This is a genomic window from Pectobacterium hainanensis (genome assembly GCF_046237015.1).
Lineage (GTDB): Bacteria > Pseudomonadota > Gammaproteobacteria > Enterobacterales > Enterobacteriaceae > JBJYIN01.
Genome location: NZ_JBJYIN010000002.1, coordinates 66364 through 92099, shown reverse-complemented (window position 1 = coordinate 92099; position 25736 = coordinate 66364). Strand labels below are relative to the sequence as shown.

The following is a 25736-nucleotide window of genomic DNA, read 5'->3' as shown; positions in this document are numbered from 1 at the left end:
TGTCATGAATGGAAAAAGGATTCACTCTTATAAAGAAAAAAGAAAAATAACATTTAAGTCCGCCCTGACCCGAATCAGTACCATTACATTAACTATCACAATGGCGGTATCATGGACATTAATTACGACGGCGTCTCTCATCTCTTTCAAGCAATTTTCTGAAAAAAATTTGCAATTACTGGCTTACACATTAAGCCAAAGCGTAGAAGCCGCTGTCGTGTTTCGGGATGGTACTGCCGCATACGAAAAATTGAATGATCTTGGTCAACAAGGGCAATTTAGTAGCGCTGTTGTAACCGATGATAAGGGAAACACATTAACCAAATGGCATTCAAAAAACAGTATTCTCACTGACACCACACATAAAGTCATTACCCGGTGGATTCTGCCGGATCCTGTTATTCAACCTATTTACCATCAGGGAGAACTAATAGGGAATATCGAAGTATCGGGAGAAAGAGAAACGGTTGAACAATTTATCTTATCTTCACTCACCATACTTACGCTGTGTGTTATTTTAGTCTCTGCTATTTCTATTTTTATTTCAAAATATTTACATAACGGCCTTATTCTCGCACTAAAGAGGATTATTGACGTAGTTCATGATATCCGGGTAAGTCGTAACTTCTCCCGGCGAATCCCATCGGGAAACATTGTTGAGATAGATATTTTAAGTCAAGGTTTCAATAGCTTAATGTCCGAAGTGGAACATTGGCAATACCAAATCTTAAAAGAAAAAGACTCTTTGCTTAAGCGTTCACTGCGCGACCCGCTCACGGGTATCGCCAACAGAACGGCTTTTTGCAGCATGCTGGAATCCTTGTTGAAGGATAAAAAGAAGAAATCAAATATTGCCTTGCTTTTTATGGATGGAAATAAGTTTAAAGATGTTAATGATACGTATGGTCATGCAATTGGCGACGAAGTTCTTATTCACATTGCTAATAGGTTGTCACTTTGTGCAGATGATAATGCCCTTCCCGCTCGATTAGGTGGTGATGAGTTTGCATTAATCTTTGTCGCTGAAAATTTAGATAAAGAATGTATTGATACCGTCATTGATAAAATAAATAAAAAAATGAGCGCCCCAATCTGTCTATCAGAGGGAATTACTATTATAATGTCACTTAGTATTGGTGCAGTGATCGCGGATGAACATTCAACGCCCAAATCACTGATGGAGCAGGCTGATAAAAATATGTATAGCGAAAAAAGGAAGCACCATAATGTAATTGTCACATAGTGTATGTCGATAGGATGTTTTTAATGAGAAAATCACTTTCAATATTGTCCATCTCTGTTCTTTTATTTACCGCTGGTTGCCAATCATCTCCTGAAAAATTTTCACCTGAACAAATCAGTGCGCTGAAATCACAAGGTTTCGAAAATAATATGGATGGTTGGATGTTAGGTTTGTCAGAGAAATTGCTCTTTGCAAAAGAAAAATCAACATTAACACCAGAAAGTAAAGAAGCGATTAAACGGATAGCGTTATCCTTAACCTCTGTTGGATTACGCCATGCACGAATGGATGGGCATACTGATAATTATGGTGATAATAATTACAACCAAGAATTATCACTAAAACGGGCAAATGCGGTTGCTGATACTTACGCTAAAGAAGCCAATATACCGCGTAGCAATTTAACGACGCAGGGTTTAGGTTCACAATATCCGATTAGTAGTAATAAAACATCCGTTGGTCGCGCTGAAAACAGACGCGTTTCGATTGTGATTACCGCTCCATGAATTGATCCCATATTTCAAGTTGCTTATGCAACTTGAAATATAACTGGTATATACCCAAAATAATTCAAGTTTCAGGAAGGCGGCAAGCGAAGGAATCCCGATGAGCTTACTTGAGTAAGTGATTCGGGTGACTGAACGCAGCCAACACACATGCAACTTGAAGTATGACGGGTATATAATCTATTTATCAAGAGATTCAATACGAGCAATGTGCCCTTGCCCATCGTGCCATACTCGTTGTATCTGATTTCGATTAAGCATATCCATCTCCTCTGGCTGAACCGAAAAGCTCGTGGCAATATCCTCATTGAGCAATGAACTCACTCGCTGACGACGCTCCTGACTGAATCGATACTGATTGTATTTGGCCCACAAAATAATCATCAACGCGTTAACCAATGCAATAAGAAAATAAAACAGAAACGTCTGTAATTCAGGCCAGATGAAATGAGGCACGATCACCGATCCGCCATTCATAAGGGAGAGAATTCCATATCCGATCAACCAGATATATCCCAACCATGCACACAGCGTAATTAAAATATCGATAATCCGAGGTAGAATTCGCTGTTCTGTGAAAATAAGTGGTGAGTTCATTTTTATCTCTTCTCAATACCACGATCGGGACTTTCCCATCGTGCTCGCTGGCTACGTGCTTTTAACATGACCTTGGGGAAACTGATCAGGCTGGTAAATAAATTCAGCATCCAATACACCATGGGATACCAGATAATCCAAAAAAGCGAGCGACCAATATTTTTCTCATAACGCGTTTCGATTATGACGCTAATTGAAAACTGTAATAAACACATGGTTGCCAAGACTAATCCGGTAAACTCGGGCGGAAAAAGCCGCTGCACCTGAATTCTATCGGGGATCTCCATCACCATGCCAAGAAGAAAAAGAATAACGCTGATGGCATAGGTAAAAGCCCACAAAATAGAAACTGAATATTCAAAAAATAATGCCCAAATTCTACGATGTCGCCACGACCAGATAGCCCCCAGGTTCTTCAGGAAAACCTCGGCACCACCCTGAGCCCAGCGCAGACGCTGTTTCCACAAGCCTTTCAATGTTTCCGGCATCAGAATCCAGCATAGCGCTCTGGGTTCGAAAAAAATGGCCCAATGACGTAGCTGAAGTTTCCAACTGATATCAATATCTTCGGTAATGATATCTGAACTCCAGTAGCCCACATCTGCCAATGCCCGACGACGAAATGCCGCGACCACCCCGGAGACCGTAAAGACTTTTCCATAAATGCGCTGGGTTCGTTTAATCAGGCCGATAATTGAAGAAAACTCACCAACCTGAACCCGCCCGACCAACGTTGAACGAGTTCGAATTCTCGGATTTCCGGTTACCGCCCCCACACGGGGATTATCCAGCAATGGGGCAACCAAATAAGCGACAGCGTCTTGATCGAGCAAGGCATCCCCATCAATACAGACCAAAAGATCGCTATTTGCCGCTACGGCCCCCGTTTGAAGTGCAATGGCTTTCCCCTGATTATGAGCCAGATGGATCACCCGTAACCGTTCGTATTCACTCGCAAGCTGATTCAGTATGTCGGCCGTTCCGTCTTTAGAGCCATCGTTAATAGCGATGACCTCAATATTGGTATATCGCTGACCTAGCGCAGCTTCTATCGTTTCCCGCGCGTTGGGTTCCTCGTTATAACAGGGAATTAATATCGAGACTAACGGATTACCTTTTAATTCCGGCGGTGTAACGTTTTTCCCCCACGGCCAATGGCGTTCATAATGAAACCAGAAATAAAGCCCTCCCGTGATCCATATTCCTGACATAAATAACGGCCAGAAAAAAACGAAATAAAGAATAATTTCGCCCGTAAAAACAAAGGATGCACCGAGTGGAATACTAAATACCAGGCATAAAATAAGAAACGCAATAAGACGATCAATCATGACTGTGGATACCATTCTAATGATAACGAAGGACGGATCACCGTTAATTCAGGCTGATTGGTTAAGAAATTATCCGGATAATAACCATAATTCTGCGCGCCATTCAGTTGCAGACGCGTCATCCAATCAACTAATCGCGTAGAATTAAGCCAGTCTTGCCCCGCAGTTTTCCAGTTCCGGCTTTGTAGCTCAAAAACGGTTTTATGTAGCGCATTAGGTCGCATCGCAACCTCGCGTACCAATTTATCCAGCCAGACATTACTTTCTTTTAACGGCACATTTTCCATTAAAGGCATCGCCATCACGGCAACCCAGTCATAGTTGGTCAGAAAGTCATCCAAATTCTGAGCAAACCAAGTCTCGCTTTGAGGTTCCAAAATCGGCAACGCAAACAGGTTACGTGCCGTTTTGATTTGTGGCCCCCGGATATCTCGAACGTGTGCCGCCAATGTCTGGGTAAACGACGTCAACGCCCGACTTTTAAATTGACTCCAGCGTTGGAAAAGTATCGGATCGTTTCGAATAGTGGCAATAGATGCTGGGAACCCAGCAAGTTGGTAGGCCCGCACGGCATCGGTACTGGCATCCTCATCATCTGCCAGAACGGCATCATCATGAAACAAGATGCCATGAAATGGCGCGTAAGCAGCAAGATCTTCATAGATATCAATGATTCGCTGACGTGCTTTTGCGTCCCAAGGCGACAGTCTTTTGTACTGCATCGCATCGACCCGGCTTTGGCCTGTGGCAAGATTGATTTTTTCCACCCGACTGAGCGAACTATCGTCAAAATCAAACGCCAGCACAGGCATCCATGCATAAACCTTTACATCAATACGATTATCAAGCTGCCAGGCAACATGGTTGAATAGATCCGATCTAACCGGTAACCAACGGTTCTGAAAATAGAGTGAACGGACATTGCCATCACCATCGGGATCGGAAAAAGCCTGTAAAAATACAGTATTCACGCCGAGATCAGCAATGCGTTGAACCAGCATGTCAACATTACGCGATTGCTGTACCGGATCGGGATCGTAAACGTAGTCCAGATCAACATGCACAACGCGCATCACCTGCCGATTACGCGCATCATTCACCATCTGCGCAAAACTTTTGATATCAGGATTATTGCTAATCAGCACACGTGGCACGTTAAAGGGCTTATCTACCGATGCCAACCCATCTTCCAATGTCAGCGCCATTTGATAACCATGCTGCTTAATAATGCTTAACGCCTCACCGCCTGCGGCCCCATACGGCCATACCCAGACCCGGGGAGTTTTACCGGTCGCGGCGACGATACGCTGGGTAATAAGCTCGACATCCTTATCAACACGTCGTTGATAGTCGGCCTGGCTTTCATACCGCTGTATGTCCGGGAAATAACGCCGGGTAACCGCTTCAGGTTGCGTATTTCCCTGAGGGTTAGCCAATATTCCTTTATGCATCGCATACGTATGCGACGCGATCTCAACTAGACCAGAGCGGGACATCTCGCCTACCTGTGGCCAGAATAAAAACTTGTCACGCGCGATCGGTTCACCACCATAATCCACTACCTGATCTTTCGGCGTATCCAGCCAGGTGCCGACCGGTGCCAACACCGCTGGCCATTGGTAAGCCTTCAGCAGGGGGTAAACCCGATAATAGAAGCTACTGAAACCATCATCAAAGGTCAGCAACACCGCTCTTGCAGGCAGCGGTTTTCCCCCAGCCTGAGCCTGAAGGATCTGGTCAATCGAGACCGGCTGGTAACCATTTTCCCGTAGCCAGGTGAACTGTTCATTAAGCGCACTGGTTCGTACTGACATAAAACGTTGATCGGCGGCGTCATCTTCAACATCGTGGTAAGCCAGCACAATGTAGTGATTTTTAGGCCAGCTTTTCTCACTTTCACTCAATGGCCGATCGGCTGGCGCGAGAAAATGCGGACGATCGGCCTGAGAGCAGGCAGAGCAGACAACCAGGCCAAATAGGATCAATGAATAACGTAGCATGACTAAAAACATGACTGGCCCTTAAAAACGGTAATTAAGATCGAAAGAAAGAGATAAATTTTGTTCCCGCACACCGTCATAAGGGCGTTTCATCCATTCCACCCGAACACCGGTATCAAGTACGTCGTTCCAGCGCACTCGCTGACCATAACCCAGGCTTGTTATCGCCCCTGCGGAAGCCTGCTTTTGCCAATATCGCCCCACACCAGCCGTTACTTCCTGATGCCACTCAGTTTGGTAATGCCGGTACATCAGGTGATCGAGTGTGACCGCTGGTAATACCGCGATATCTCGTTGTGGACTGTAATAGGGCACGTCAGACTCGCGGCTATGACCAACGCTGACGGACGGAGTGAAATCCACGGTAAGGTAAGACGAACTGTACAATCGTTCTTTACCTTCCAGAACGTAATCGAATTGGCGATTGCCATCAGAAAACCATCCTTGTGAGAAGGTCATTTGCCATTCACGCCTTTCACTTTCACGCCAGCGTGCATAAACCTCCGCACCATTTGCCGTCACATTGTTCTTCAAAGCGCGTAATGGCGTCCGGTTCATGAGTCGCTCAACATTTCCGCCTAAACGCCATCTGTCATTAAAATCATGCCAGCCAGAAAGTCGTGCACCCATTTTGTTCCCCTGCCCGTAGCCTTGACCCGAAACTTCCATTTCCAGCCAATTCCCACGATTGGTAAACTCCACGCCGCCCCTAACCCGACGGTTCACCGCCTTTCCTTCTTCAAATTCCCCACGATTAAATGCAAATGACGAAAATAATCGCCAGTTATCAGCAATCGGTGGGCTATAGAGCGCGACATCAATATCGACGTCACGACTACCTTCAACGGGACTATCGGATTTAATTCCTCGCGATCCTTCAATGCGTAACTCAGACAAATGGTGAACCCGCCGCAAGCGATCGACACGTTGTGCACTAAGGCTTTCAGGAAAACGCGTAATGACGTCGTCGGCTAGCAAATCCGCCTGACGCCACTCCTGTAGCGCCAGCGCGGTCAACGCCTGCTGTTCTTCCAGATAACTGTTCCTCGGTTCCAGGCTTTCTACTCGTTTCATCTCTTTCTCTGCCCGGTATGGCCATCCACGCATTAAGTAGATGCTGGCGAGATCGATACGTAACCCCTGATTACCCGGCGCAGTATCTGCCAGATGCGTCGCAAATTGCTGTGCCTGCGGAAGGTCATCGTGCAATAACAGTGACTGCACGCTGAGTTGCCGTATTTCCAACCAGTCATCGTTTGGCTGAGGTAGCGGTGACCCATAGATATGGCGCAAATAGGGTGTGAGTGCACTACGCTTATCCACCTGATGTTGCGCCTGTGGAATCTGTTCATTTTCTGACAGGCTATAAAACAGGTTGGCGTAATCCGGCATATCCAGCGCATCGTCCGCTGTCGAACGATAAAGTTTTTCGGCCTTGTCCGGCGCTTTCAGATAGAGGTAGGCTGAAGCAACCCAACGCAAGGCATAAGGCGGAACAGAGATGCTCGCTTGCTCCAGAGCCTCATACTCTGCAACAACCTCCTGCATACGGTAACGCGCCAGCAGTGCGCCTAGTCTGTCTATGCGCGCCCGCTGATAGTCAGATTGCGCTTCAGGAAGCGATCGCCATTGATTAAGTAACTGGTCATAATCCGCCAGTGCGCGATCGGCCACAACAAAACGCTCTTGCTCCGTCGCACTGGGCAATAGCGCTATACGAACACGTTCAGCCGCCGCCGAGGCTAAACGCTGCCGTAACACATCGGGAGGAACATTTCCCTGCGTTGCTATATCCAACGCCGCTCTGTTGACGCGGTTCGATGCAAGCACGGCGCTATACTCATGCCGTAATGTGGTATCGTGTGGCGTTGCTGCACTAGCCTGTTGCAAAGAGACTTGGGCATCCCATGTCAGCCCAGCGGCGTTTTGCACCCATGCCAACTCACGCCAGTGCGCGGCAGAAGGCTCGCGCTTTACGCGCTGCGAAGCCAGATATAACGCCTGTTCAACATGACCAGCGTCTGCCAGTGTCATGATCAGGCCACTGCTCGCATCATCATTATCGGGAGATCGCTCAAGAACACCGCGCCACAACGCAAGCGATTCCGGCCATTGGTGCAAATTACGATATGACCGCGCAACGGTCGATACCGCACGCTCAGGTAATGTCATGGCAGGATGATAGCGTTGCCATATTTCGATCACCTGTTCGTCATTTTCCGCCCAACCTTGAATTTGTATCCAGTCGGCAACCTCATTGACCGTTAGCCTGCGTTGCAATGATTGCTGCGAAAGCCAGGTTGACGCACCGGCAATATCACCAGCCCGGGCTTGAATAATTAATGCATCGTAATCCGGCATGACTGCTTGCGCATATCCCAGAGGCGCCAAAGAAGAAATAGTGATTAAAACTTTTTTCCATTGACGATAACAATAATGCCGCTGTCTATTAAAAAAAGGCAGCATAATATCTCCCTGCACTAATAGGATTAATAAGACTTAACCAGATAATTCTTAACGTTTTCTTTTAAATTTCATGAAACCGGAAGGTGTTGTCCGTCAACGGATATGATTCACAAGCCCTGGCAACCTCTCTGGACGTAAAAAACGTTTAGCGTATAATTATAATACGTATAATTTTAATACCCGTCTAGTATTTATACTCATATGCCTAAAAATTCTGCACCTACAGCATCCAAAGGGCGTAGTTGGGGACTGGAGCGCCGCCTCCAGTTCATTGACTTTCGTCTGAGATGGGAAGGAAATATCAACCGAACCGATCTGACGACCTTCTTTGGTCTATCGATTCCTCAGGCCTCGTTGGATATTTCCAAGTACACGGAAATCGCCCCAAACAACCTGTTTTACGATCGCAGCGCCAAAACCTATGTCGCCACACCGTCTTATCGGCCGGTTTATCCACAAAGCTCCGCCTTGCGTTATCTGGAAGAGTTGCTGGCGATGAGAAGTGGTGTATTGGAACCTGATGCCAGCTTTATTGGTTCAGCGCCTGAAGTCGATTGGTCTCATACACCGTCCATTGCGATTGATGAACAGACCGTCACCACCCTCGTCAAAGCCATTCGGAAAAAATTGGCTGTCTGGGTCAGCTATCAATCTTTGCTGCATTATGAGGCCACGCTAAGCTTGATCTCACCTCATGCACTGGCGCATGACGGCTTTCGCTGGTATGTCAGAGCATTTTGTAACACTCAACAGCAGTTCTGTAACTTTGCTCTAAACCGAATTTTGCGCATTGACGGCATCGAACCGTCTGTCGAAGAGCCCGCTACGGATAAGCATTGGCAGACGCACGTCACATTGATTCTGGCACCGCATCCGTCTCTATCGCCGGTACAAAAGCGTATTCTCGAGCTGGATTACGGCATGAAAGAAGGCGAGGCCTCACTGCGTTGCAGACAAGCTTTTTTACGCCACACCTTAAAACGGCTGGGTCTGCAAACGAAAGAGCAGGACGAACTGAACAATTCGCAGCTTATTTTGAAAAACAGGCCGGCGCTTCAGCCCTACATAGACGCACTGCCAGAAAGCATTTAAATCGGGCTGATATACCCGTCATACATCAATTTTAGTTCACCACTAAAAACCGATGTCGCGTTGTCGTTCAAAAAACGGTAGTGTTTTTGAACGACAACCAAGGGAACGAGGGAATCAGTCAGAGGAAAAGTGAAAAAGCGGAATAGAGGCTGGCTCCTTAGCTTTCTTCATCCTTTTCTTGTCGCACATTGCTGTAACCGAATCGACCAATAAAGGGTAAACGCAAGGCTGGGGGATTAACATCCAGCCCCATATTTATGCCCATAATATTGGCTTCAATCCCCTCTTCCATGCCAATTGTCACCCCAAGCACGCCCAGCAACGAGAGTTGTACCCCTCGACCAGACGGCGGTAAACCGACCAAATGCATGATCGAGCGATAATCTTTTCCAATAGCATTAGCAGGCAGATCCAGCTTCAAGGTCGGCACATTCCGACCAATATGCGCCATAAACGTATTACTGTTCGGTCCCGGCCAGGCGCGATAAGTCTGCGGCCAAGGATAGCTTTTAATCGCTGCATCAATCTGAGGGATCATCGCCTGCGCTGCCGCCCCCCGATGCTCCACCAATAATGTCGGCATTGCGCCGTACCAGAATCCATCGGCTGGCGATCGATTAAGGCGCACAACATTACCACTCCCCCAACCGATCACCTCGTAACGCCGATATTGCGTTTCGCCTGCATTCTTGAAAATAATCCATGGATGAACGGCGACCAACCCACGCCAACCGTAAGTAGGCGCAGCATAAACCTGAACGATCGCGGTATTACGGAACTGCACCGGATTTGGAGCCAGACCCGCGGAATCACGCCGGAACGACGACAAGCTCTGCCCACTGAATATATCTCCACTCCGAGGTGGATGCGCCCAACTCTGCCAAAATGACAACAAAAGCACACAAATAAAGCCAATACCCAACACTTTGAGGTACGTCATCAATCAACTAACTCATAAAAATAAGCAAAAAATTGCAGTAGAAGTCTTGTTTCACTCAGCCATTCTTGGCAGAAAGCGAACGTAACAGAACACCCAATGTGGTGCCATTATGCAGCAACGCACTGGCCGTTGGTTTCAGCCACCCCATTGCTGCCGCCAGCATAATCGAACTATTCACCCATTCCGTTAGCCGAATATTACTGTTAACCAATCGCATGGCTTCCTGCGCCATTTCACAGGCGGTCACCACACCGTAAAGGTTATCCTGTAATAACACCGCGTCAGCGGCCTGCTGCGCCAGTTCGGTACTCTGGTTCATCGCCATACCAACATCAGCCTGCGTTAATACTGGTGCATCATTGATACCATCACCAATAAACAGCACTCGCTGCCCCTGCTGTTGCAGATGACGCACCACGTCAACCTTACTTTCCGGGGTCGCCTGAGCAAAAAAACTATCAATAGATAAGGTCTGTGACAACAGTTGTGCTTTCTCCGCTTTATCACCCGTCAGCAATACCACATTCTTCACACCCAACGACCGCAGTCGCTGAATCACTTCCACTGCCTCTTCCCGAATACGATCTTGCAGACCAATAACCCCAACTAAACGCCCATCCAGACCAATGAATAATAGGTGCCTTCCCTTCGCATCCAGTTCAGCAATGTCCTCTTCGAACGGCGAAAAATCGATATGATAGTGGTGGCTCAGGAAATGACGACTCCCGATCACCATGCGATGGTTGTCCATTTCTGACTGCAAACCATGAGCAATAATATATTCCACTTCACCATGGTTGATGTGAGGTAATTCATGATGAGCGGCGGCAGCAACCACCGCTTTTGCCAGTGGATGGTTACTATGTTCTTCAACAGAGGCGGCAATAGCCAGCAAACGCTCGGCCCAAGCCCTTTGCGGATCGAAGCTGACCACATCGGTCACCTGCATATCGCCATGCGTCAACGTTCCCGTTTTATCAAAAACCACCGTATCCACAGCCGCGAGTTGTTCAATCGCTCGTCCTCCTTTGAGCAATAATCCCTGGCACGCCGCACGGTGCATGATCGATTTAAACGCAATCGGGGTACTCAATTTCAATGCACAAGAATAGTCCACTAAAAAAACCGAGGCCAACCGCTGCCAATCACGCGTTAAAGCAAAGACGGCCGCACCAACACCCAAGGTAATCGCCACTCGTCGGTCGGCCATTTGTTGAGTAACACGCTGGGTCTCACTCCGCTGACTGAGTGAATCACTGATGAAACGACGAATATTCGCCGTGGATGACTCATCACCGACCCGTTCTGCCAGAACGGTAATATTGCCATCCTGCACCTGCGTACCGGCATAAACCCAGGCTCCCCGCTCCCGGCGCACCGGTACGCTTTCCCCCGTCATGGATGATTGATTGATTAATCCCACACCATGAAGAACCGTGCCGTCAGCAGGAATATTATCGCCGGGCCCCAGCAACATCCGATCGCCATTTACTAACAAACTACTTTGGATAGCCTCACGTTTATCCTGCCGCTCAACCCAAACGGTATGTTCTTTGGGCTGCATGAGATCCGCCAGCAGTGCGTCAGAATGACGGCTGGTTTCCTGTTCCAGATATTCACCCAGCGTCAGCAAAGACTGGGTGATCATTGCGGTACGATGATCACCACGCGCCATGGATAACCCCAACGCCATCGCATCCAGCACTTCCACTTTTAGTTGACCATGCGCCAGCGTTTCAGCACCTTCAACCAACGTGGGCGCGGTTAACAACAGCGTGGGCAAAGATGCCCAATTTTTGGGCAGTAACTGAGCCAGAATCATACCGCCCAAATTCATTAGGTTATCGCTGTTGCAATATTCCGCGTCATAATCCCCAGCCGTGTATGTCTGCCAGTCCAGTGACTGCGCTTTTTGCAGCAGGCATTCGCCGTGGGTTTGCCGACGATCATAGGTCATCACCGCAGAACAGGCTTCAGGACGCAAACGAACGCCATTCACACCGCTAAACGACAGCAGTTGCCGTCTCAGCCAGGCCAAACTCTGAGGATATGTCCGCATCTGAGGAATACGCAGACGTACCCGTCCCGGCAGTTGATGAACCAGCGTAATGGTTTCGGGCAAATGATGACTCACTCGGCACCTTGTTCACGGTTGCGGTAGTAATCTAACTCAGCCTGTAAATCGGCTAACCGTTCTTTAAGTTCTTCAACCTCACCACGCACCGTCCCCCATGCCTTGCTAGCCGTTGTCGTGATGCCTTGCTGAACATCACGGTTGCTGAGTAAATAGGCAATCGCCGCACCCGCCACGACGCCGGTCAGCAAATGAGCACGACCATTGGCCTGACGGTACGGGGCTTGAGCAGGTGGAATAGTAGGTGCATAGGCCGCATAATACGGGTAGTAGGCATAGGGATAATTAGGCTGTTTCATGATTTGCATCCTTTTTACTGATCGCATCCATCAAATAGATACCGGCTGCGCCAGCGCTTAACAGCGTCAGCAACGTCAACGCAGGTCGTCCAGCCGTCGCATTCGCGACAGCCATCACAACACCACCAACCACTGCACCTTTAGCCGCATCGTACATTACCGTCGTCGCCGTCTGATGCAGGGTTTTCTCACCCTCTTGATAACGACGCCATTGTTCGACACAAGACGCCGTGGTTCCCACTAACGCACCGGCAATGGCTGCCCGGCTCACCGGGCTCAGGCTATCACGATTGTTGCTCATTCAGAGGTTCCTCGCTGGCAGGGCTCCCTTGCTGACGATGACGCTCGACCGATTCATTAAACCCGTCTTTTCCTGCTTTCAACGTATCGCGGAAAATTGTCGAGCTGGTCGTTGCCGTTTCTTTCAAACTTTCAGCGCCGCTTTTTACACCATCTTTAACTTTGGCCCCGCCCGTTTTGAGCAAATCACCGGTACTGGCAACGGTTTGCAGCAGCATATTGCGTACGCTTTCATTCGTTAATAACAGGGTGACCGCTGCACCAATCATGGCGCCTTTCCAAAATTCTTTATCGTCCATACCAATTGTCCCGATAATGTTTTTCAGTAATCCGGCCTGTTCGCCCATCATATTATCCACGACGCTTTGTGCCTGAGCATTCCAGTCAAATCCGGGTTGCATATGATGATGAGAAGGCTGTGGCGGTACCATCGTATGTGGCGGAATGCCTGCCTGAGGCGGCATTGGATATCCCATAGGCGGCACTCCCGGCATCATTTGTGGATACCACATTGGAGGATGAGGCCAATACATGGGTTGGGGTTGAGGAGGGATAGCGGCTTCCGGCGCAGGTGCGACGGGTGGATAGTACGGGTAGCCAAATGGCGGATAATAAGCGCCACCTTGGTTCGCAGGATTGCTTTTATCATTGCTCATATTCGATTCCTTAATGATTAGGATAACGGCGAGAGCGACTGAACCAACTGTTCCAGCGCATGCTGGGCCGCCGCGTCATCCGATCCAAAAAGCTGCGTCAACACCTCGGGCTTAATTCGGCTGGTGTCATACTCCAGTAATACACTCCCGGTATGATGATTAAAGGTATAACTGCGCAACGCATTTTCGGGATGGCATAACGCCTCAAGTTTTTCCAGCTTTCCCTTACCGATACTGGGAATCAGCCGGTTGGTGAAACGCAAACGTATACGTCCGGGTATATGATGTTCTACCGCAACAAAGCGACGTAGCATCATCAGTCCGCTTAAGTCATCTAACTCCATATGGCTCCTGGATCTGCGATTGTGGCGGACGGGGTCCATCCTGAAATCAAAACCTGTCTAGCATGGATTCAGGAAAATAAAAAACCCAACAAACATTGCCATTATCATCCGATGTCACCTTGATACCTTGCGGTTTATCAAGTCGCTCAGTTTTTTGTGACAAGAGAACAAAAAAATTCTGGGAGAAATTTTTAACCTCGTTTACGACAGCCATAGGACACCGCTCTCACCATAAAAAATCAGCGGTTTTACCGGCAAGAAGTGGACAAATCAGGAGTGGTAACGTAACTTATTCGTATTACCATTTTCGTCCTTGAGGTTGTCATGACGCCTTACCTGCACCAGACCCAGAATCGTATTCGTGTTCGTTCTGATTTCATTCAGAAAAACCCCAAACTGGTCGCGCATACGGTGAAGCAGTTGGAGCAACTGGACGGTGTGCATGAGGTGACACATCGTCTCTATGCAGGATCGGTTGCAATCTGTTTTGATAATCAAAAAGTCTGTGTTGATCAATTGCTGGAAAGAGTGGAACAGCTAGGTTGGATGCGCGCGGGTAAAGATAAGGATTATATCGACAGCACGATTCGTCGCGGCGCAAAGACATTGTTGAAAGGTTTGGCGATAGGCGCACTCAAACGCACCGTAGGTGGCCCGATTATCACCGCCATGAGCGTGTTGGCCCGTTAAAAGGCTCAGTAAGTAAACCGATCAGGGTGGGGTAAATAGCTCACGTCCACTATTTATTTCACTCATTTTCGTACAAACGGAATCGATCCACTGGTCGTATATTGATATCAGCAAGATTACTGCCTACGCAGGGATAACGAACACACCGCCGATTGCCTCCTCACCGTATTGTCTCTTCATTTATCTGTCATCAAATCGTCTTATTTTATTCTGCGACAAGAATCGGCAAGACGGATAATCAACAATGCTCCCTCCTTTACGCGCCCTGCTCGCTTTTGAATCCGTGGCTCGACTCGGCTCTATCGGCTCCGCCGCCCGAGAGCTTCATGTGACTCAATCCGCAGTCAGCCAACAGTTGAAAAGCCTGGAACAGCACCTCGGCAGCCCCCTATTCGAACGCGGTGGCAATCGAATCGTACCGACGGACAAAGCGCAGCAGTATCTACCGGTTGTCACCGGCACCCTACAGCATTTACGACAGCAAACACAATTCCTGTTCGGCAACAGCCAACAGGAAAATTTCTTGAAAATCAACGTGAACCATTCCATTGGCCACAACTGGCTGATCCCCAAACTCGCCGATTTTACTGAGCGCTACCCGTTCATCCGTCTCAACCTGAACCTGGTCGACTGGCCCTCTCGAGAACCTTGCAAAGATGCCGACATCGAACTCACCAACGGATTTATCGAAACGGCCGATACTCGGGCAGAAAAATTATTTCAGGAGCACTGGCTGATGGTGTGTAGCCCTGCGTTCAGGATGCGACATAAGGACGCGTTGGAGCGAACCGATCTCAGTCAACTACCTGCTGTGCAAGTCAAAGGTTACGAGGAGAGTTGGTTGCAATGGCTGGCGCATAACCATCTTCCACCTGTGACACCCAATATTCGCATTGAAATCAGTAATTCCCTGCATGGATTAGAAGCGGTGAAGCACGATGCCGGTATCATGTTGGTACGCTCACTCGTCGTCCATAACGCGTTAAAGAATAAAGATGTTGTCCTCGCAATCAATGGCTCAATGCTATCCGACTCCGGCCATTATCTGATCACCCAAAATCAACGTTCCGCAAAAGTCAGCTTTTTCTGTCAATGGCTGCATAGCCAGCACGCCGAAGACTTGTTCAAGGCAACAGAGTAGTACGTCCTTAAGTTTTTCTTATTCCTTTCATTAAAAAACATAAGGCAACCTTCATCAGAACTGTCACACAAGCGCATTACTATCACAGCATCAACGAAGGACATGAAAAGATGAAGATGCGATCCCATACTCTGCGAGAAAAACTAAATGTGCTGTGCTTTGTCGCACCGCTACTGGTTCCGCTCATCACATTCTGGCTTATTCCGTTGGTTATCAGCGTTTATATCAGTTTTACCAACTGGGACTATATTTCCGCCGATTACAATCTGGTTGGGCTGGATAACTATCGCGATATGTTGACGGGTGATGATTTTCTTCAAGCGCTGGGAAATACCCTTCTGTTTGCCTGTGGCGTCATCTTACCCACACTAGGTTTAGGGCTACTGTTCGCGCAACTGCTACACCGAAACTTTCGCGGTAGTCATCTCTATCGTGCGGTAATTTTCTCCCCCTGGATCACCCCCACCATTGCCGTTTCTATCGTGTGGTCATGGGTTTTCGATACCAAAGCCGGACTCATTAATCTGTTGCTGGAAAAATTCGGTATCGCGCCCATTCCGTGGCTGGAAAGCGGCGACAGCGCCATGCTTGCCGTCGCCATCGTGACAATATGGCAGGCGGTGGGATGGACCATGCTGTTCTATATCAGTGCGCTAAACCGTATCCCTCATTCTCTATATGAAGCCTCGCTGATCGACGGTTGCCACCCGTTAGCGCGTTTCTTTCACATTACGCTGCCATTGATCTCTCCGACCACGTTCTTCCTTGTCATCGTCAACATGGTCAATGCGGTACAGGCTTTTGATCAGTTCCGCATTCTGACTCAGGGTGGACCAAGCGGCAGCACCCGAACCTTACTGTATCTGTTCTATCAGCAGGCCTTCGAGCAGTTCGATATGGGTATGGCCACGGCAACATCACTGATCATTCTGATTATCACCGGTGCACTCACCCTGCTCAATATCGTCATCGGCAAACGCTGGGTTTACTACTAGGAGATAGCTTCATGACCGTCGATACGCTTATTCTGGATTCTCGACCCGATCGACAGATACGGTTGCGCCCCGTTCGCAAAATGTGGAGCTTATATGCAAGCACCGTATTTCGTCACACTCTGCTCACGTTAGCCGGGCTGATGATGGCATTTCCTTTTATTTGGATGCTGTCCGGCGCACTGAAATCCAACGATGAGATTTTCAGCAGTCCGCTTAACCTGATTCCACAACATTTTCGCCTATCAACTTTCGTCGAGACATTTCATAGCGCGCCATTTGGACAATACATCTATAACAGTTTCAGCGTCGCACTGATTACCGCGCTGTTCGTCATAGCCAATTCGTCCCTGTTCGCCTATGCCATCACCCAGTTAAAATTTCGTTCCCGCTCCGTGTTGTTCTTCATCGTGATGGGCTGCTACATGATACCGGGGGCAGTAACCTATATTCCGGCATACATTATTCTGTCGCACCTCCATCTGTTGGATACTCACGCTGGTCTGGTGATCTCCAACGCCGCCAGCGTATTTGGCGTGTTCTATTTGCGTCAGGTATTCCTGAACATTCACCCATCGTTAATCGAAGCCGCACGCATTGACGGCGCGGGAGAACTGAAAATTCTGTATCGCATCGTATTGCCACAATGCAAATCGGCACTAGCGACCCTGTTTCTCATTACCTTTATTACCAATTACAACAACTACATGTGGCCAAGCCTGGTGATTACCTCTCAGGATCTGAATCTCATCGCAGCGGGCGTCCGTCAATTTTTTATTTCGGACGGCCATTACGGTCTCAACTGGTCGCAAGTTATGGCAGCGAGCACCATCGCGGTATTCCCTCTGCTGCTGCTGTTTATCCTTTCACAAAAAACCATTTTGTCTGGAATTGCCGACAACGGCGTAAAAGAGTGATCATCATGAAATTAACAAAAATAGCGGTTGTATGTTCGACTGTCGTCTTGGGCGCGCTCTGTTTTTCCATACCGGCGCAGGCGAAAACAGAAGTCAATTTCTGGTATTCCGGTGGTGCCAAACCCCAGCAATTGATGAAAGAGCTCATTAGCGAATTCAACCAGAGTCAGGATGAATACGAAATCAAAGGTGCGTTGCAGGGTGACTATCAGGAGACGTTCCAGAAATTACAGGCAGGTTTGGCATCAAAAACGGCACCAACGTTTGCGCTGGTTGATTCCATCACGGGTAAGACGCTCGGAAGTCGTGGCGTACTGCGGGATTTACGCCCTTATCTGGATGACGAATTCAATTTCACCGATTTCGTCGGGGCATTCCGCCGCCAAGTCACTGGTTCGGATGGTACGGTACACGCTATCCCGGCTTATGGCACAACGCAGGTACTTTATTACAACAAACAGAGACTTGCCGATCTCGGTTTCAGTGCAGAAAATCTGAAGACCTGGCAAGGTCTGGCTGCCGTTGCAGCCAAAGCGACCCAGCGCGATGCACAAGGTAACGTGACCTTTTATGGCTGGGAACCCATGTGGGGTAACGGTAACCTCATCGATGCGGCTTTTTCTAATGGTGCCAAAGCGATCAGCGATGATGGAAAAAAAGTGCTGATCGACTCCCCCGCCTGGATAGACGTATTTGAAGGTTTCCGTAAATGGATCCATGACGATAAGATCATGCGCATCCATCATGGTGGGCAAGGTTGGGAATACTGGTACAAAACGATTGATGATGTGATGAAAGAACGTGCTCTGGGCTATACGGGATCTTCCGGCGATCAGGCCGATCTGGATTTCACCAAACTCGCCGCGGCCCCCCAACCTGGATGGGGAACCCATCCGGCAACCCCTCAGGTTGGCGCTCTTGAATTTGTTTTACCAAAAGGAAGCAACGAGAAAGCCGCCAAAGGTGCCTTTGAATTCATCCGTTACTATACCAAGGCAGCCAACACGGCTCGCTGGTCCATGCTCACCGGCTACATTCCTGTGCGCAACAGCGTTACTACCGATCCCGCCTATAAGGCATATACCGACAAAAACCCTCAGGCATTGGTGCCTTTGATGCAGGCCAGTACCGGTACTCCGGATTTTATGGACCCAACGGGTGGCAAAATTCTCGACGCACTGGCCATTGCAGCCGATCAAATTGAGATCGAAAACATCCCAGCGGAGAAAGCATTAAAACAAGCAGCTAAGAACGCACAACGAGCCTTGGATCGCAGCAACCGTCCTTAATTCGTTCATTCCTTAATTGGTTACGAGGCGGCATATTCGCCGCCTCATTACCGACCCAACCCATGCAGGAACTTCCCATGACCTATTTCAGCGGCGAACTTCGCTTCGGCCATGACACGCTTACCTTTACCGTATCCGACGCCGAAAGCATCGCACTACGCGGCAGCACGGCCAAGAAGGGATTCATCTACGCCTATTTATACGATCCGCAAGGTCAAATTCGCGCCAACATTCTATTCGAGAAAAAAGAAAAGGAACTGATCATCAGTCGCCACAGTGCGATGCCTGGCGGTTTTAAAGGCGAGCTCATTTCAGGGGAATGGCAACTACATCTCTACCGTCTGGATGGAGAAAATCGAGATCCCGACCCGCTAAGCTATAGTCTTGAAGTTGAGTTCGATGTGCCACCGCAAGAGTATGGCATTCCCACCACGCCAGCATTTGACACAAATAACCGATCACTCTTTGACTACGCCGCAAACAAGCACCCTGTGACTCGTTGGTATCGCGGCGATCTGCATGCTCACAGCACACTCTCCGATGGGCATAATGCCCTTGCTGACATAATAGCGATCGTCAAACAGCAGCGGTTGGATTTCTTTTTCCTGACCGAGCACAACATCTGCCATCCCGAACTTCCGCAGTTGGAAAACACTCTGATCCTGCCAGGGATAGAAATCACCACCGATCTGGGGCACTTCAACGTACACGGTCCCCATCGAGGTCTTAATATGAATGGTGCCGCCTTTTCCAGCGCAGAGCTAATCGCTCAGGGATTGGACATGGCCTTAGGTCGCGGCAACGTGAGCATCAATCACCCGATGATGAAACCGTGGCACTGGCTCTACCGCGATATGCCGCTTGCTCGGGTAAATACGATGGAAGTGTGCTGCGATCCCACCTGGTCAACTTCACCACAATCTACCAACGAGGCACTGAACGTGCTGAGTGCTATGTGGAATGCCGGTCATCGTATTGCGGCCGTCGGCGGCAGCGATGCTCATCTGGTGCCTCATGAACGCAACCCTAACGCCACAGAACCTTCGATCTATGGCGATCCTGCCACCGTTGTTTACGCCAATGGTTTAACGGGTGACAGCATCCTGAACGGATTACGTCAGGGCCATATTTATATTGAGCGTCACTGTGGACTCACATTCACAATCAACGACGGCGCGATCCTGCCGGGTGATGGCATTCGAGACGATATCGTCAGCTATCAACTTGCCGTTGCAGACACCACCCAGCATTACGTCGCCGAGTGTATTGTTGACGGCGACTGTGTCGCCCGTTACCCATTAAATCCTCAACCAACCTGTTTCGACATCGATCTGAGCGGAAATGATTGGGCCAGAATCGACATTCGGCGCGAACACAATGATGAATTCGAGGGATTGATCAACCCGGTTTATCGCCTTAAATCAACACGATTCGACCACCCTACCGTCCAAACCTGGGGCGAATTGCTGGAGGCAATGCAATACCATGACCGCTAAAGGACTGCTCTTCGATAAAGACGGCACGTTGTTAGAGTTCCACGCAATGTGGAGTCAGATCGCCTGCGAGGTGACGGAACGATTGCTGAAAACATATCCAGACACCACCGTGACGGCTCAGGCGCTGCTGGCAGCAATCGGCGTCTCCGGTCAGCGTATCGACAATAGCGGCCTGCTTGCCGCGAACCCGACGGAAGATATTGCAGCCGTATGGCACCAGATGCTCATGTTCCGTGGCGATCTTAAAGGATTCACCCAGCAAGTTAAGGGGCTGTTCAATTCTCAGGTAGAAGAAAACCCTCAATTAATTCGCCCACTGCCGGGCGTAAAAGCGACGTTAATGTCGCTGAAAAATCAGGGGTTCAAACTTGGCGTCGCAACAGCAGACAGCAAAGATGCCACCCTCTTCAGCCTTGAACATGCGGGAATCTACTCCCTTTTTGACTACATCGGTTATTCCGATGGTAACGTCGCTCCCAAGCCTGCCCCCGAGTTACTTGAGCGATTCTGTACCCATTGCGATTTGTCGGTCGATGAAATTGTCATGTTCGGCGATACAGTCTCCGACATGCTATTTGGCCGCAACGCTGGGGTTAAAAAAATAGGGGTATTGACCGGTGCAGCGACACAACACGAACTGGAACCCTACGCTGACATGATTTTGCCATCGGTGGCGGACTGTAACCTCCATCAGCTACAGCAGTTGTTCTAAGGAGAAAAAATGGCTGGCGTAACGCTACACGGCGTGAAAAAAACTTACCCGAACGGATTCAGAGCAGTACACGGCATCGATCTCACCATTGAAGAGGGAGAATTCATGGTCTTCGTCGGCCCTTCAGGCTGCGCCAAATCGACGATTCTGCGAATGATCGCCGGGCTTGAGGAAATAAGTGGCGGAGAAATTTCCATTGGTGGCAGAGTCGTTAATCATCTGGCACCCAAAGATCGGGGCATCGCAATGGTTTTTCAAAACTATGCGCTCTACCCACACATGTCAGTATACGAAAACATGGCATTCGGACTACGGCAGCAGAAATTGCCAAAAAGCGAGATCGATGGACGTATCAAAGAAGCGGCACATCTGCTGGAAATATCTCATCTACTGCACAACAAACCCGGAGAAATGTCGGGCGGACAGCGACAACGCGTGGCACTAGGACGTGCGATGGTACGGAAACCGGATGTCTTTTTATTTGATGAACCACTCTCCAATCTGGATGCCAAACTACGCGTTACCACCCGTGTCAGCATCGCTCAACTACACCATACACTCAAAAGTGAAGGGCAAAACGCGACCATGATCTACGTCACCCACGATCAGGTAGAAGCGATGACGCTGGGCAATCGCATCTGTGTGCTCAATCAGGGCGGCATTATGCAAGTCGACACGCCAATGAACCTATATCATTATCCTGCCAATAAATTTGTTGCCGGGTTCATCGGTTCACCAGCGATGAACTTACTCAAGGGTGTGCTCGTCGCGGATGGCACGAATCTGCGACTGCAACTCAGTCCCGATATCACTCTGCCGCTACCGCCAGATAAGGCCCATCAGTTAGTAGAGCATGTCGGCAAGACGGTCTGGTTCGGCATCCGTCCGGAGCACATAGCAGTAGCCTTCACGGCGGAAATTGGCACTACCGTCACCTGTCGCATTGATGCTATTGAGGCAATGGGCAACGAATCATTTATGTATTTCTCTCTGAATGGTTCCCAGACGATCGCACGCATTCCTTTCACCCCCGAGAACACCTTCAGTCACGGTGACATCATATCGATGCGCTTCGAAATGGCATATTGCCATCTATTTGATCTCACTACAGAAAAATCGCTGCTGCGATAAGAGTCAGCAAGCCAATTATCACGACATCAATCCGAGAGCAAAGGTCTGCTTTGCTCTCGAAATCTGATCATTAGGATCGGATAACCAATAGCTCAGGGGACATGATTCCCTAACATCACCGCAATTAACGCGTTGATATGTATTTCCATCGTATCCAAACAATCGACCGATTGTTGGCGCTGACCAAATAGCAAAGGTAATTCTGTACATCCAAGCACAACAGCATCAATGCATTGCTCTCTTTTCATTCTTTCAACGATATTGCTAAAACGCGCATAGGTCTCTTCTTTTACAATGCCATGTTCTAGTTCTTCAGCGATCGTTTGAGCAACAAAGTCGATTTCATTTTGAGTCGGTACAACAACTGCAATACTTTTATCTCGAAATGCTTTTTTGAAAAAGTCAGACTCCATCGTAAAACGTGTTCCCAATAGTCCAACTTTGGTTTTATTGAGACGTCTTGCCTCATCACAGGTAGATTCAATTATGCTAATCAGAGGAACTGTTGCTTGTTCTTGCAATTCATCGAACACGATATGCGGGGTATTACCAGTAAGTGCAACGACTTCTGCACCAGCAGCTACCAAGTTCTTGATCCCCACCATCAGATAACTGACTAGAGCGTCATAATCTTTGTTCTGGCACATGGTCAACACATCAAAAACATTTAGGCTTTCAATAGTCAAATTAGGGAAAAAGGAACCACCAACCCGCCGATGTACTTCATAAACCAGTTTACGATAATACAAAAGTGTCGACTCTGGCCCAATGCCACCAATTAACCCTAATTTTTTCATTTCAGCTCAGTCTCAACAATCAGTTTAATGTGATGATGACGATTTCTGCTTATTACGCCGAACGGTTGTACTTTCACCACCAACTCCCCAGTTATCCATATCAACCTCATCGATAATCACAACCGTCGTTGCAGGATTCTTATTGAGCACTCTGGCTAACAGCAGTGTAACCTCACGAATAAGCTCGCTTTTTTGTTCCGCTGATGGTGCTTCCGCACCGCCAGTCACTTTGATGTTTACATATGGCATGCTATATCCTTTTAATATATTGATTTTTATAATTAAATTAGCTTCACTAACAGCAATATCGGATTAAATCAACTTGCTGTTTTTAAGGAAGTTATATAAAACATTATTTCTTTTCAATTGAATAAAACTAACAAACATTTTCTGCTTTGGAGAATATGTGGAAATTGCTGACTTTCGGACGCTGATCGCACTTGTCGAGCATGGTGGTATTACTGCGGCGGCTAAAATACTTAACCGCGTTCCATCTGCTGTTACCACTCGTCTACAACAATTAGAGCACTCTTTAGGCGTCTCCCTTTTTGTTCGGGAAAAAAAACGTTTTATCCTTACACCAGAAGGGCAGACCCTTTATGAACATGCACTCCAAATTATAGCCCTGGTGACAACAGCGGAAAGTCAGGTCAAAGGCGCAGAGCCAGGAGGAAAATTCCGCTTGGGGGCAATGGATAGTATGGCTGCGACCAGGTTACCAAAACCGCTGGCTGCACTTTATCGTCGATATTCCGACCTTGAATTAGAATTGAGTACCGGCATCAGCCGTTTTCTTTACGAATCACTTATTAATAATCACCTTGATGCTGCATTCATTGCTGATGCACCTCAGGATGATCGACTCGAACGAGTTGCCGTATTCAGCGAAGAATTAGTTATCGTTGCCTCGGCCGGCCATAAGGCAATACGAGAGCCTAATGATATCGGTAAAAGCTCGCTACTCGTGTTTCGGGATGGATGCTCTTACAGAGATAGGTTCACCCACTGGTTCCACATGTATGACCGAGAACCAGCAAGAATTGCAGAAATGACCTCCTATCACGCCATCTTAGGCGGTATTTCCGCAGGAATGGGCGTTGGGATTGTCCCCCGCCATATCCTGACATTGTTCCCTGATTTGTCCCTTATTTCCGTACATCCTTTTAACGAACCTTCGGGCAATGTCATAACGGAACTGTTGTGGCGCAAAGGGAGGATGTCAGCAAACATTCAGGCGCTAAGAAACGAAATCAGCAGTATCGATCAGGAAAACACAGCTTAATCCCCTATATCTACGTATATTTTTAACAAATAATTACTGGGGCAAATAGAAGAGTGTCCCTGCCTGAAGAAACCGACAACTTAAATTTGGTTGGTTAGACAATACGCTACGCGTCAGTATTGCCTTCTCAAGACGTACTTCGCTTACGGTTTACCCGTTTACGCCGCAAATCGCTCTCGCTCTTACGACCATGCATGACGTAATGCACCTCACACATTACCCGATACGCAGAAAAAAAGTTTACGAGGGCGGCATGTAGCTCACGGGCCCACGGCAGACGCTCCGAATTTCTATCAAAGAACTGACGCACAACTTCAGGATTTTCGCGAAGATGGAACACATTATTTCTAAACTCCCGGAGAGAGTCGGCATTTCTTTTCATCAATCGTCCAATATTATCTGATAGTGGAATCAGTTCGTTGAAACTCTCAGGCCGTTCTTTTTCCAGCAAAAGGCGCATCTTCAGCTTTTTAAATCCCTCACATGTGACACCTAAAAAACCAAGCCAGGTGGAAAGATAAATTCGACGATCAACGGCTTCGCGCTGACTGAGATAATGAGTCTTATCCCACTTTCGGCTGAGCTTTTCATAGTTTTCAAACATAAGTTCCGCGGTCTGGAAATAATGCGATTGAAGAACAAAGACGCGATCCTGATTACGACCAGGAAGCATATCGTCAGGAAGCCTACAGTCGATATCTATCGCATAAATACGGGGAACACCGGCGATATAATACAGGTCACTATCTGGATAAATCAGCGCTCCAGACGCTAAGGCCGTATCTAAACACGCCTCAAGTTCATCCTCACAACTAAAACCGTAATCAACAAGTCGTTCCCCTGCAAATTGAGTGAGCCACCATAAATTGAACCCACCAATTTCGCCCTGCTCACCAAAATCAAAATCGACATTCCCCGTATTAAGGCACACCCAGCATCCCACGCCATGTTTGTAATATTTCCCTCCACCATCAAGGTCGCCACTATGCGGAATATCAGCATTAATCCAAGCAGCACGGCTAGACGGCATTCGGATACCAGAGCGCTGCATGAGCTTCACCGCTGACTCAACGCTGGCTTGAAAATCAGTAATCAACTGAAAGAGTGAGTCATTCATAAGTCGCTCCTTTTACAAATGGCTAACTATGTTGGATCAACCCCAAAGCTGGTTGCATTAGCATGGCTTCTGCGCTCAGCAAAAACCATAGGGATTAAAGGCATAGCATTTCCTATACTTCTTCAAGAAAATATTTCCGTAGCGGACCTTATACCGTTGGGAGTACAACTCATGATGCTTAGATTAATTGTATTTCGGGGTAAGGGGTAAGGAGATCAATGGCATTTCAGATTACGGGGATGATGCTAACGCATCTATTCTCAG

At 48.2% G+C, this 25736-nt stretch carries 25 protein-coding genes; 12 read left to right on the top strand and 13 right to left on the bottom strand.

The annotated features are described in order from the left end of the window. Positions 1-4 precede the first annotated feature (4 nt). Positions 5-1243 (top strand): diguanylate cyclase DgcN/YfiN, encoded by a 1239-nt coding sequence (gene dgcN, locus ACKPVM_RS02510; RefSeq protein WP_409306621.1) that lies wholly within the window; start codon positions 5-7, stop codon positions 1241-1243. A 23-nt stretch (positions 1244-1266) separates the two neighbouring features. Continuing rightward, the gene (locus tag ACKPVM_RS02505) at positions 1267-1749 is read left to right on the top strand and encodes an OmpA family protein (RefSeq protein ID WP_409306619.1); all 483 of its coding nucleotides are present in this window, start codon (positions 1267-1269) and stop codon (positions 1747-1749) included. A 180-nt stretch (positions 1750-1929) separates the two neighbouring features. On the opposite strand, the gene pgaD is transcribed toward ACKPVM_RS02505, so the two are convergent. The 4 genes from pgaD to pgaA are packed head-to-tail and all read right to left on the bottom strand — an operon-like array spanning position 1930 to position 8143. Continuing rightward, positions 1930-2346, bottom strand: coding sequence for a poly-beta-1,6-N-acetyl-D-glucosamine biosynthesis protein PgaD (gene pgaD, locus ACKPVM_RS02500; protein WP_409306617.1), 417 nt, complete (start codon positions 2344-2346; stop codon positions 1930-1932). A 2-nt stretch (positions 2347-2348) separates the two neighbouring features. Further along, positions 2349-3677 (bottom strand): poly-beta-1,6-N-acetyl-D-glucosamine synthase, encoded by a 1329-nt coding sequence (gene pgaC / locus ACKPVM_RS02495; protein WP_409306615.1) that lies wholly within the window; start codon positions 3675-3677, stop codon positions 2349-2351. Then, a complete protein-coding gene (gene pgaB / locus ACKPVM_RS02490) occupies positions 3674-5689 on the bottom strand; it encodes a poly-beta-1,6-N-acetyl-D-glucosamine N-deacetylase PgaB (RefSeq protein WP_409306613.1) in 2016 nt (671 codons plus the stop codon). The genes pgaC and pgaB overlap by 4 nt, the downstream gene beginning before the upstream one ends. Before the next feature lie 9 nt (positions 5690-5698). Continuing rightward, positions 5699-8143, bottom strand: coding sequence for a poly-beta-1,6 N-acetyl-D-glucosamine export porin PgaA (gene pgaA, locus ACKPVM_RS02485; RefSeq protein ID WP_409306611.1), 2445 nt, complete (start codon positions 8141-8143; stop codon positions 5699-5701). Positions 8144-8344: 201 nt separating this feature from the next. Between pgaA and ACKPVM_RS02480 the strand changes: the two genes are divergently transcribed. Continuing rightward, positions 8345-9235 carry a BrxR family helix-turn-helix transcriptional regulator gene (locus ACKPVM_RS02480; RefSeq protein ID WP_409306609.1) on the top strand — a complete coding sequence of 297 codons (891 nt, stop codon included), beginning with the start codon at positions 8345-8347 and terminating at the stop codon, positions 9233-9235. 157 nt (positions 9236-9392) lie between these two features. On the opposite strand, the gene ACKPVM_RS02475 is transcribed toward ACKPVM_RS02480, so the two are convergent. Genes ACKPVM_RS02475 through ACKPVM_RS02450 form a run of 6 tightly spaced genes read right to left on the bottom strand, consistent with a single transcriptional unit; the run spans position 9393 to position 13908 of the window. After that, positions 9393-10175 carry a DUF3750 domain-containing protein gene (locus ACKPVM_RS02475; protein WP_409306608.1) on the bottom strand — a complete coding sequence of 261 codons (783 nt, stop codon included), beginning with the start codon at positions 10173-10175 and terminating at the stop codon, positions 9393-9395. A gap of 55 nt (positions 10176-10230) precedes the next feature. Beyond that, positions 10231-12309, bottom strand: a complete 2079-nt coding sequence (locus tag ACKPVM_RS02470; RefSeq protein ID WP_409306607.1) for a heavy metal translocating P-type ATPase — start codon at positions 12307-12309, stop codon at positions 10231-10233. After that, the gene (locus ACKPVM_RS02465) at positions 12306-12608 is read right to left on the bottom strand and encodes a YtxH domain-containing protein (protein WP_409306606.1); all 303 of its coding nucleotides are present in this window, start codon (positions 12606-12608) and stop codon (positions 12306-12308) included. The genes ACKPVM_RS02470 and ACKPVM_RS02465 overlap by 4 nt, the downstream gene beginning before the upstream one ends. Next, positions 12595-12909, bottom strand: coding sequence for a magnetosome protein MamC family protein (locus ACKPVM_RS02460; protein WP_409306604.1), 315 nt, complete (start codon positions 12907-12909; stop codon positions 12595-12597). Before ACKPVM_RS02460 ends, ACKPVM_RS02465 begins: the two co-directional genes overlap by 14 nt. Continuing rightward, entirely contained in the window at positions 12893-13564 is a 672-nt protein-coding gene (locus tag ACKPVM_RS02455) for a hypothetical protein (RefSeq protein ID WP_409306602.1), read from the bottom strand. Before ACKPVM_RS02455 ends, ACKPVM_RS02460 begins: the two co-directional genes overlap by 17 nt. Before the next feature lie 17 nt (positions 13565-13581). Next, positions 13582-13908, bottom strand: a complete 327-nt coding sequence (locus ACKPVM_RS02450) for an HMA2 domain-containing protein (protein ID WP_409306601.1) — start codon at positions 13906-13908, stop codon at positions 13582-13584. A 324-nt stretch (positions 13909-14232) separates the two neighbouring features. On the opposite strand from ACKPVM_RS02450, the gene ACKPVM_RS02445 reads away from it, so the two are divergent. The 8 genes from ACKPVM_RS02445 (at position 14233) to ACKPVM_RS02410 (ending at position 22276) form a co-directional block, all read left to right on the top strand. Beyond that, a complete protein-coding gene (locus tag ACKPVM_RS02445) occupies positions 14233-14598 on the top strand; it encodes an HMA2 domain-containing protein (protein WP_409306599.1) in 366 nt (121 codons plus the stop codon). A 244-nt stretch (positions 14599-14842) separates the two neighbouring features. After that, positions 14843-15739 (top strand): LysR substrate-binding domain-containing protein, encoded by an 897-nt coding sequence (locus ACKPVM_RS02440; RefSeq protein ID WP_409306597.1) that lies wholly within the window; start codon positions 14843-14845, stop codon positions 15737-15739. Positions 15740-15849: 110 nt separating this feature from the next. Next, positions 15850-16734 carry a carbohydrate ABC transporter permease gene (locus ACKPVM_RS02435; protein ID WP_409306596.1) on the top strand — a complete coding sequence of 295 codons (885 nt, stop codon included), beginning with the start codon at positions 15850-15852 and terminating at the stop codon, positions 16732-16734. Between the two features lie 11 nt (positions 16735-16745). Next, positions 16746-17648 carry a carbohydrate ABC transporter permease gene (locus ACKPVM_RS02430; protein ID WP_409306594.1) on the top strand — a complete coding sequence of 301 codons (903 nt, stop codon included), beginning with the start codon at positions 16746-16748 and terminating at the stop codon, positions 17646-17648. Between the two features lie 5 nt (positions 17649-17653). Next, the gene (locus tag ACKPVM_RS02425; protein WP_409306592.1) at positions 17654-18937 is read left to right on the top strand and encodes an extracellular solute-binding protein; all 1284 of its coding nucleotides are present in this window, start codon (positions 17654-17656) and stop codon (positions 18935-18937) included. 77 nt (positions 18938-19014) lie between these two features. Beyond that, positions 19015-20433: a CehA/McbA family metallohydrolase gene (locus tag ACKPVM_RS02420; protein ID WP_409306590.1), complete on the top strand. Its 1419-nt coding sequence runs from the start codon at positions 19015-19017 to the stop codon at positions 20431-20433. Next, complete coding sequence (locus ACKPVM_RS02415; protein WP_409306588.1) at positions 20423-21145, top strand: HAD family hydrolase; 723 nt, start codon at positions 20423-20425, stop codon at positions 21143-21145. The genes ACKPVM_RS02420 and ACKPVM_RS02415 overlap by 11 nt, the downstream gene beginning before the upstream one ends. 9 nt (positions 21146-21154) lie before the next feature. Then, the gene (locus ACKPVM_RS02410; protein ID WP_409306586.1) at positions 21155-22276 is read left to right on the top strand and encodes an ABC transporter ATP-binding protein; all 1122 of its coding nucleotides are present in this window, start codon (positions 21155-21157) and stop codon (positions 22274-22276) included. A 92-nt stretch (positions 22277-22368) separates the two neighbouring features. On the opposite strand, the gene ACKPVM_RS02405 is transcribed toward ACKPVM_RS02410, so the two are convergent. Together ACKPVM_RS02405 and ACKPVM_RS02400 are read right to left on the bottom strand one after the other, a co-directional pair. Then, the gene (locus ACKPVM_RS02405) at positions 22369-23073 is read right to left on the bottom strand and encodes an aspartate/glutamate racemase family protein (RefSeq protein ID WP_409306585.1); all 705 of its coding nucleotides are present in this window, start codon (positions 23071-23073) and stop codon (positions 22369-22371) included. 24 nt (positions 23074-23097) lie between these two features. After that, a complete protein-coding gene (locus ACKPVM_RS02400; RefSeq protein WP_409306583.1) occupies positions 23098-23322 on the bottom strand; it encodes a tautomerase family protein in 225 nt (74 codons plus the stop codon). Positions 23323-23479: 157 nt separating this feature from the next. Between ACKPVM_RS02400 and ACKPVM_RS02395 the strand changes: the two genes are divergently transcribed. After that, a complete protein-coding gene (locus ACKPVM_RS02395; protein ID WP_409306581.1) occupies positions 23480-24355 on the top strand; it encodes a LysR family transcriptional regulator in 876 nt (291 codons plus the stop codon). Between the two features lie 127 nt (positions 24356-24482). On the opposite strand, the gene ACKPVM_RS02390 is transcribed toward ACKPVM_RS02395, so the two are convergent. After that, positions 24483-25472: a DUF6896 domain-containing protein gene (locus ACKPVM_RS02390; protein WP_409306579.1), complete on the bottom strand. Its 990-nt coding sequence runs from the start codon at positions 25470-25472 to the stop codon at positions 24483-24485. Positions 25473-25736: the final 264 nt, after the last annotated feature.

Excerpts from the sequence above, each read along its gene's own strand:
- ACKPVM_RS02465 (WP_409306606.1), bottom strand. The coding sequence starts at position 12,608 with ATGAAACAGCCTAATTATCCCTATGCCTACTACCCGTATTATGCGGCC.
- ACKPVM_RS02435 (WP_409306596.1), top strand. The coding sequence starts at position 15,850 with ATGAAGATGCGATCCCATACTCTGCGAGAAAAACTAAATGTGCTGTGC.
- ACKPVM_RS02480 (WP_409306609.1), top strand. The coding sequence starts at position 8,345 with ATGCCTAAAAATTCTGCACCTACAGCATCCAAAGGGCGTAGTTGGGGA.
- ACKPVM_RS02425 (WP_409306592.1), top strand. The coding sequence starts at position 17,654 with ATGAAATTAACAAAAATAGCGGTTGTATGTTCGACTGTCGTCTTGGGC.
- ACKPVM_RS02455 (WP_409306602.1), bottom strand. The coding sequence starts at position 13,564 with ATGAGCAATGATAAAAGCAATCCTGCGAACCAAGGTGGCGCTTATTAT.
- ACKPVM_RS02445 (WP_409306599.1), top strand. The coding sequence starts at position 14,233 with ATGACGCCTTACCTGCACCAGACCCAGAATCGTATTCGTGTTCGTTCT.
- ACKPVM_RS02400 (WP_409306583.1), bottom strand. The coding sequence starts at position 23,322 with ATGCCATATGTAAACATCAAAGTGACTGGCGGTGCGGAAGCACCATCA.
- ACKPVM_RS02460 (WP_409306604.1), bottom strand. The coding sequence starts at position 12,909 with ATGAGCAACAATCGTGATAGCCTGAGCCCGGTGAGCCGGGCAGCCATT.
- ACKPVM_RS02440 (WP_409306597.1), top strand. The coding sequence starts at position 14,843 with ATGCTCCCTCCTTTACGCGCCCTGCTCGCTTTTGAATCCGTGGCTCGA.
- dgcN (WP_409306621.1), top strand. The coding sequence starts at position 5 with ATGAATGGAAAAAGGATTCACTCTTATAAAGAAAAAAGAAAAATAACA.
- ACKPVM_RS02390 (WP_409306579.1), bottom strand. The coding sequence starts at position 25,472 with ATGAATGACTCACTCTTTCAGTTGATTACTGATTTTCAAGCCAGCGTT.
- ACKPVM_RS02415 (WP_409306588.1), top strand. The coding sequence starts at position 20,423 with ATGACCGCTAAAGGACTGCTCTTCGATAAAGACGGCACGTTGTTAGAG.
- pgaD (WP_409306617.1), bottom strand. The coding sequence starts at position 2,346 with ATGAACTCACCACTTATTTTCACAGAACAGCGAATTCTACCTCGGATT.
- pgaB (WP_409306613.1), bottom strand. The coding sequence starts at position 5,689 with ATGTTTTTAGTCATGCTACGTTATTCATTGATCCTATTTGGCCTGGTT.
- ACKPVM_RS02420 (WP_409306590.1), top strand. The coding sequence starts at position 19,015 with ATGACCTATTTCAGCGGCGAACTTCGCTTCGGCCATGACACGCTTACC.
- ACKPVM_RS02505 (WP_409306619.1), top strand. The coding sequence starts at position 1,267 with ATGAGAAAATCACTTTCAATATTGTCCATCTCTGTTCTTTTATTTACC.
- ACKPVM_RS02475 (WP_409306608.1), bottom strand. The coding sequence starts at position 10,175 with ATGACGTACCTCAAAGTGTTGGGTATTGGCTTTATTTGTGTGCTTTTG.
- ACKPVM_RS02405 (WP_409306585.1), bottom strand. The coding sequence starts at position 23,073 with ATGAAAAAATTAGGGTTAATTGGTGGCATTGGGCCAGAGTCGACACTT.
- ACKPVM_RS02450 (WP_409306601.1), bottom strand. The coding sequence starts at position 13,908 with ATGGAGTTAGATGACTTAAGCGGACTGATGATGCTACGTCGCTTTGTT.
- pgaC (WP_409306615.1), bottom strand. The coding sequence starts at position 3,677 with ATGATTGATCGTCTTATTGCGTTTCTTATTTTATGCCTGGTATTTAGT.
- pgaA (WP_409306611.1), bottom strand. The coding sequence starts at position 8,143 with ATGCTGCCTTTTTTTAATAGACAGCGGCATTATTGTTATCGTCAATGG.
- ACKPVM_RS02410 (WP_409306586.1), top strand. The coding sequence starts at position 21,155 with ATGGCTGGCGTAACGCTACACGGCGTGAAAAAAACTTACCCGAACGGA.
- ACKPVM_RS02430 (WP_409306594.1), top strand. The coding sequence starts at position 16,746 with ATGACCGTCGATACGCTTATTCTGGATTCTCGACCCGATCGACAGATA.